At 74.4% G+C, this 4,132-nt stretch carries 6 protein-coding genes; all 6 read left to right on the forward strand.

Annotation, left to right across the window (positions count from 1 at the left end):
* A partial coding sequence (locus ACFQ4O_RS15735; RefSeq protein ID WP_378777012.1) for a glycoside hydrolase family 3 N-terminal domain-containing protein occupies positions 1 to 677 on the forward strand: 677 nt, incomplete at its 5' end.
* Between the two features lie 22 nt (positions 678 to 699).
* Positions 700 to 1,524 (forward strand): segregation and condensation protein A, encoded by an 825-nt coding sequence (locus ACFQ4O_RS15740; RefSeq protein ID WP_378777014.1) that lies wholly within the window; start codon positions 700 to 702, stop codon positions 1,522 to 1,524.
* Positions 1,521 to 2,246, forward strand: coding sequence for an SMC-Scp complex subunit ScpB (gene scpB / locus ACFQ4O_RS15745; RefSeq protein WP_378777016.1), 726 nt, complete (start codon positions 1,521 to 1,523; stop codon positions 2,244 to 2,246). Before ACFQ4O_RS15740 ends, scpB begins: the two co-directional genes overlap by 4 nt.
* Positions 2,243 to 3,331 (forward strand): ABC transporter ATP-binding protein, encoded by a 1,089-nt coding sequence (locus ACFQ4O_RS15750; protein WP_378777018.1) that lies wholly within the window; start codon positions 2,243 to 2,245, stop codon positions 3,329 to 3,331. Before scpB ends, ACFQ4O_RS15750 begins: the two co-directional genes overlap by 4 nt.
* Before the next feature lie 76 nt (positions 3,332 to 3,407).
* Complete coding sequence (locus ACFQ4O_RS15755; RefSeq protein ID WP_378777020.1) at positions 3,408 to 3,647, forward strand: twin-arginine translocase TatA/TatE family subunit; 240 nt, start codon at positions 3,408 to 3,410, stop codon at positions 3,645 to 3,647.
* A gap of 72 nt (positions 3,648 to 3,719) precedes the next feature.
* A partial coding sequence (tatB, locus tag ACFQ4O_RS15760) for a Sec-independent protein translocase protein TatB (RefSeq protein ID WP_378777023.1) occupies positions 3,720 to 4,132 on the forward strand: 413 nt, incomplete at its 3' end.

The following is a 4,132-nucleotide window of genomic DNA, read 5'->3' on the forward strand; positions in this document are numbered from 1 at the left end:
CGCTCGGCGTCACCGTGGACTGCCTGCCGGTCCTCGACCTGCCGGCGGAGGGCATGACGGACGCCATCGGCGACCGGGCCTACGCCGACCGCGCCGAGACGGTCGCGGCGCTCGGGCGGGCGGTGTGCGAGGGCGCGCTGTCGGCGGGCGTGCTGCCGGTCGTCAAGCACATGCCCGGCCACGGCCGCGCCACCGTGGACAGCCATCACCATCTGCCGACGGTGACGACCGACCGCGCCACGCTGGAGGCGACCGACTTCGCGCCGTTCCGGGCGCTGGCGGACATGCCGCTCGGCATGACCGGCCACATCGTGTTCGAGGCGATCGACGCCGACCGGCCGGGCACGCTGTCGCCGGTGGTGCTGTCCGAGATCGTGCGCGGCCACATCGGCTTCGACGGGCTGCTGCTCTCCGACGACCTGTCCATGAAGGCGCTGTCCGGCCCGGTGGGCGCGAGCGCCGGCGCCGCGCTCGCCGCCGGCTGCGACATCGCCTTGCATTGCAACGGCGACATGGTCGAAATGCTCGAGGTCGCGGCGGCGGCGCCGCGGCTGGAGGGCGACGCCGCCCGGCGTTCGGCGCATGCGCTCGGGCTGATCGCCCGGCCGGACGCGGTGGACGTCGCCGAACTCGCGGCCCGGCGCGACGCGCTGCTCGCCCGGCTGCCCACCGCCTGACGCCGCGGGAGATCGAACGTCCATGGCCGTGTCCGCGGGGGACCCGCCGCAAGGCCTGAGCTTCGAGGCCGACGCCGCGGCCGAGGCCGAACGCGCCGCCTTCGTGGTGGATCTGGACGGTTTCGAGGGGCCGCTCGACCTGCTGCTCGATCTCGCCCGCCGGCAGAAGGTCGATCTGGCGCGCATCTCCATTCTGGCGCTCGCCGAGCAGTATCTCGCCTTCGTGGAAGCCGCGCGGGCGGAACGGCTCGATCTCGCGGCGGACTATCTCGTGATGGCGGCGTGGCTCGCCTATCTCAAATCGCGCCTGCTGGCGCCCGATCCCCGGGCCGAGGACGACGACGAGCCCCCGGCCGAAATGGTCGCCGCCGCGCTCGCCTTCCGGCTGCGGCGGCTCGAGGCCATGCGCCGGGCGGGCGCGGCGCTGCTGGCGCGGCCCCGTCTCGGACAGGACCGTTTCGCCCGGGGCGAAGCCGATCCGCAGGGCGCGGCGGGCGCGCCGCTCTGGACCGCGACGCTGTTCGACCTGCTGACCGCCTATGTGCGGCTTCGGATGAAGACGCTGAAGACCGCGCACACGGTGGCGCGGCGCCCCACCTGGACGCTCGCCGAAGCCCGCGACGCGCTGCGGCGGTTGACGGGCCGCAGCGCGGACTGGGCGCGGCTCGATGCGCTGATGGCGCGCTACATGACGCCGGAGATGCGGGCGACGGTGCTGGCCTCCAGCCTCGGCGCCTCGCTGGAGCTGGCGCGGGAGGGGCGGCTTCAGCTGCGGCAGGAGCGGCCGTTCGGGCCGCTGTTCGTGCGCGGGGCGCTGCCGCTCGCGCCGGAGCCGTCCGAGCGGTGAGCGGGGGCGACGAGCCGTTCCTGCCGGTCGAGGGGCTCGACGGGCGCCCGACCCCGGAGGAGGCCGCGCGCGTTCCCGACCGCGTGCTGCGCGTGATCGAGGCGTCGCTGTTCGCCGCGCCGGAGCCGATCGACGAGAAGGTCCTCGCCGCCCGCCTGCCGCTCGGGACCGACGTGGCGCTGGCGCTGCGGCTGCTGGCCGGATTCTACGCCGGGCGGGGCGTCAATCTGGTCCGGGTCGGCGAGGCCTGGGCGTTCCGCACCGCGCCCGACATCGCGGCCGCCCTGTCGGCGGAGGCGCGGGAGCCGCGCAAGCTGTCGCGCGCCGCGATCGAGACCCTCGCCATCATCGCCTATCACCAGCCGGCGACCCGCGCCGAGATCGAGGAGATTCGCGGCGTCGCCACCTCGCGCGGCACGCTGGAGACGCTGCTGGAGGCGGGCTATATCCGCCTGCGTGGCCGCCGCAAGGCGCCGGGCCGGCCCGTCACCTTCGGCACCACCACCGCGTTTCTCGACCATTTCGCGCTGGAGAGCGTGTCCGACCTGCCGGGGCTGGAGGAGCTGAAGGGCGCGGGCCTGCTCGACGCGCGGCTGCCGCCGGGCCTCGACCTGCCGGCCCCGAGCGACGACGGCGCGCTGGCGGCGGACGAGGAGCCGCTGGGGGAGGGCGACCCGTTCGAGGCGCTCTCGACCGACGATGAAGGAGGCGCTGCGCCATGACGCTGAACTTCGCCGCCGCGCCCGAGACGCCGGCGCGCGTCCGGGCCCTGTCGCTCGCGTTCGACGGCGTGTGGCACTCCCACGGCGAGGGCTACGCCGTCAGCGACGTGTCGTTCACGGCGCCGGCCGGCGCCGTGGTGGCGCTGTTGGGCGAATCCGGCTCGGGCAAGACCACGCTGCTGCGCATCGCGGCCGGCGTGGAGCGGCCGGGGCGGGGCGAGGTGCGGCTCGGCGATCGGGTCGTCACCGGGCCGGGCGTGTTCCTGCCGCCGGAAAAGCGCGGCGTCGGCCTGATGTTTCAGGATTTCGCGCTGTTCCCGCACATGACCCTGCTGCGGAACGTGGCCTTCGGCCTCAAGGGCCTGTCGCGGGCGCGCTCCGAGGCGCTCGCACGGGAGGAGCTTGAGCGCGTCGGGCTCGGCGCCCATGGTGGGCGGCTGCCGGGCGAACTCTCAGGCGGCGAGCAGCAGCGCGCGGCGCTCGCCCGCGCCATCGCGCCCCGGCCGGGCGTGCTGCTGATGGACGAGCCGTTCTCCGGCCTCGACCGGCGCCTGCGCGACCAGGTGCGCGACGACACGCTCGGCGTTCTAAAAGACATTGGCGCGACCGCGGTGATCGTCACCCACGATCCCGAGGAGGCGATGCTGGTGGCGGACGAGATCGTGCTGCTGCGGCGCGGCCGGGTGATCCAGCGCGGCGCGCCCGAAACCCTCTATCGCGCGCCCTCGACGCTCTACGCCGCGCGGTTCTTCTCCGACCTCAACGAACTCGACGCCGAGATCCGCGACGGATCAGCCCTCTGCGCGCTGGGCCACGCCCCGGCCGGGGGCCTGCCGGACGGGGCGGCGGTGGTGGCCGCGCGTCCCGAGAGCCTGCGAATCGGGCCCGTGGGCGAGGGCGTCGCCGGACGGATCCTGTCGCGCCGTTTCGTCGGCGGGGCGGAGCGCGTGGAGGTGGCGGTCGAGGGCGCGGCGCGACCTTTGCGCGCCCGGCTGCGCCCGGGCGTGGCCCCGGAGCCCGATTCTGACGTCGGCGTGACGCTCGACTTGAGCGAAAGTCTTGTGTTCGCCGCACACGAGACCTAGGTTCCGAGCCAAGCGGCGAAGCCGTGGCGGTCGCGACGGGCGCCGCCTTCGCCGGTTTGATCGAGGATAAGCGTCCATGAGCCTCACGCACTGGTTGGTCGTCGCCGTGCTCGTCCTGCTGCTGTTCGGCCGCGGCAAGATCTCCGAGCTGATGGGCGACATGGCCAAGGGCATCAAGAGCTTCAAGAAGGGGCTCGCCGAAGACGACGACGTCGCCGAGGGCATGTCGCAGCCGCGCGGCGGGCAGACCATCGAGCACCGCCAGGACGCGCAGGCGCGCACCGGCGTCGGCGCGAACGACGTCCACAAGTCCTAAGCGACCGGCGCCGTCCGCGGCGCTCCGGGCGCGGCGCGGCGAGCGCCTGCGCCCCTGCAGGGGCTTGCGTCCATGTTCGATATCGCCTGGTCCGAATTTCTGATCGTCGCCGTGGTGGCGCTGGTCGTCGTGGGGCCGAAGGACCTGCCGGCTCTGCTGCGCAACGTGGGCCGCATGGTCGCGACCGTGCGGCGCATGGCCGGCGAGTTCCAGACCCAGTTCAACGACGCCATGCGCGAGGCTGAGCTCGACGAACTGCGCAAGGAGGTCTCGGGCCTCAAGGACGTCGCCTCCAAGGCGATCGGCGGCGATCCGGTCGCGCTGGCGCGGGACGAACTGCGCAAGGCGATGGACGGCAAGCCCGCCGCCGCCTCAACGCCCGCGGCGCTCGCGGGCGACGCCCCGGCCACGCCGGCGGAGGAGGGTACACCCTCCGCGCTGGCGCCCGAGGCGCCCTGGCCCGACGCCGAGGCGACTGCGCCCGA

The sequence above is a fragment of the Methylopila musalis genome (assembly GCF_042679725.1).
In the GTDB taxonomy this organism is placed as follows: Bacteria; Pseudomonadota; Alphaproteobacteria; order Rhizobiales; family Methylopilaceae; genus Methylopila; species Methylopila musalis.